This window comes from Arthrobacter sp. Y3225116, from assembly GCF_059091245.1.
On record NZ_JBNHGL010000370.1, the window covers coordinates 1 to 1,994 of the forward strand.

Genomic DNA, 1,994 nt, shown 5'->3' on the forward strand with positions numbered 1-1,994 from the left:
CCCACGTGAACCATCTCTTGACCCAATCGATGGTCTCATCCATGCTGATCCCGATGGTTCCGGGTGCACCGAACTGGCCAATCCCTGGCCCGCGCGGCACCGTTGCGGCGGACTCAGGCACGGCGGCCCCGCCTCCGCAGCGCTGTGCCGTGGAACCCAGCTGGCGCGTTCCCCATGGTCTTAGTTCTAGCCGCGAACAGGGGTGGGCGCAATGCCCCGGCGCTCCCCGCACCGATGCGCAGGCGGCGGCGCACAGCGGCCTCAGCCTCCGGTAGCCGCCTCGCCCGCCGCCCTACACTGGGGGACATGGAATTCGATACGCGCGTGGCCGCCTACGGCGTGATCGTGGCCGACGGCGCGGTGCTGCTGGTCCGCTGGACCGGCGCAGGCTGGCCGCGCTGGACCCTGCCCGGCGGGGGCCTGGAATACGGCGAAGACGCCGCAACCGGAGCGGTCCGCGAGATCCGGGAAGAAACGGGCTACGCCGCCAGGCTCGAGCAGTTGCTCGGCGTGGACAGCAAGCACATCCCGGCCGCGAAGCGCCTGCACGGGCACCGGCCGCTGCACGCCTTCCGCGTCATCTACGCGGCCAGCGTTGTCGGCGGCGAACTGACCGACGAGGCCGACGGGTCCACGGACCTGGCCCGGTGGATCCCGCTCCATCAGGTTCCGACGCTGGACCGGGTCGACCTGGTGGATCTGGGGCTGCGGCTCTACTTCCCGGACGGCGTGCCGGCCGGCCATTCCGCAGACGGCCCGTGAGCGCTATGCTGATCCAGTTGCCGGGCTGACCAGCCCGCCGGACAACCTTGAGGAGGTGGGTGTGATGACCGTTTATCCCGCAGATCCTGCTGCCATCACCAGCCCAGCCTCCGTACCCCGCCCGCGCCGCGGCTAGCGGCCGGAACGTCCGGCGCGGAGGCCTCACGTCCCGAGGTAACCGTCGTGACCGACACTTCTCACCCGCACTCCCTGCTGCGCAGCTACGGCTACACCCAACACACCGCCGCGCAGTTCGACCTCCATTTTCCCGATCCGGCGCTCCGCCCCGCCCGGGTGGTGCGCACCGACCGGGGTCGCGTCCTGCTGGCCGCCGAAGGCGGCCTGCTGCACCTGTCCACGGCAGGCGTCAGTCCGCAACCGGCCACCGGCGATTGGGTGGCGTGCGACGCCGCCCGCCCGGCTTCCGCAGGCGGCCCGGCCATCGCCGGGCTGCTTCCGCGGTTTTCCGCCCTGTCCCGCAAACAGGCCTATGACCCGCTGGCAGCCGAGCAGATCCTGGCCGCCAACATGGACCTGGTCGGCGTCGCGGTGCCCTTCGACCGCCCGCTGTCGGCCAACCGGCTGGAGCGCACCCTGGTGGCAGCGTGGGATTCCGGCGCGCTGCCGGTGGTCATCCTGACCAAGGCGGACCTGAGCGGCCGCCATGACGAGGTCGCCGCCCAGATCGTCGAGCAGGCCGCCGGCGCGGACGTCTTGGCGACGAGCGCGGACACGGGCGACGGACTCGATGCCGTGGCCGAATACCTGGGCCCCGGCCGGACGATGGTGCTGCTCGGACCCTCGGGCTCGGGCAAATCCAGCCTGATCAACGCGCTCGCAGGCCGGGCGGTACAGGACACCGGAGCAGTCCGGGCCGGCGACGGGAGGGGCCGGCACACCACCACGGCGCGCGAGCTCATTCCCCTGCCGAACGGTGCCGTGCTCATGGACACGCCGGGCATCCGCGGCTTCGCGCTGTGGGACGCGGAGGAGGGGCTGGCGACCATGTTCGCCGACATCGAAGACCTGGCCGCCGGCTGCCGGTTCAACGACTGTGCCCACGAGGCCGAACCCGGCTGCGCAGTGCTCCGGGCCCTCGCCGCCGGAAGCCTGGAGCAGCGGCGCTGGGACAGCTACCGGAAGATGGAACGCGAGCTGGCCCGCCTGCACCTGCGGCAGAACGTGGCGGAGCAGCGCCGGGCCGGCCGGCAATTGGGCAGGATGGCCAAGGC

2 protein-coding genes are annotated in these 1,994 nt (G+C 71.9%); both read left to right on the forward strand.

Annotation, left to right across the window (positions count from 1 at the left end):
• The first annotated feature begins 306 nt into the window (after window positions 1-306).
• Window positions 307-762: an NUDIX hydrolase gene (locus AC5RV2_RS17455; protein ID WP_494093382.1), complete on the forward strand. Its 456-nt coding sequence runs from the start codon at window positions 307-309 to the stop codon at window positions 760-762.
• A gap of 183 nt (window positions 763-945) precedes the next feature.
• The coding region (gene rsgA / locus AC5RV2_RS17460) for a ribosome small subunit-dependent GTPase A (protein WP_494093383.1) at window positions 946-1,994 on the forward strand (1,049 nt) is incomplete at its 3' end.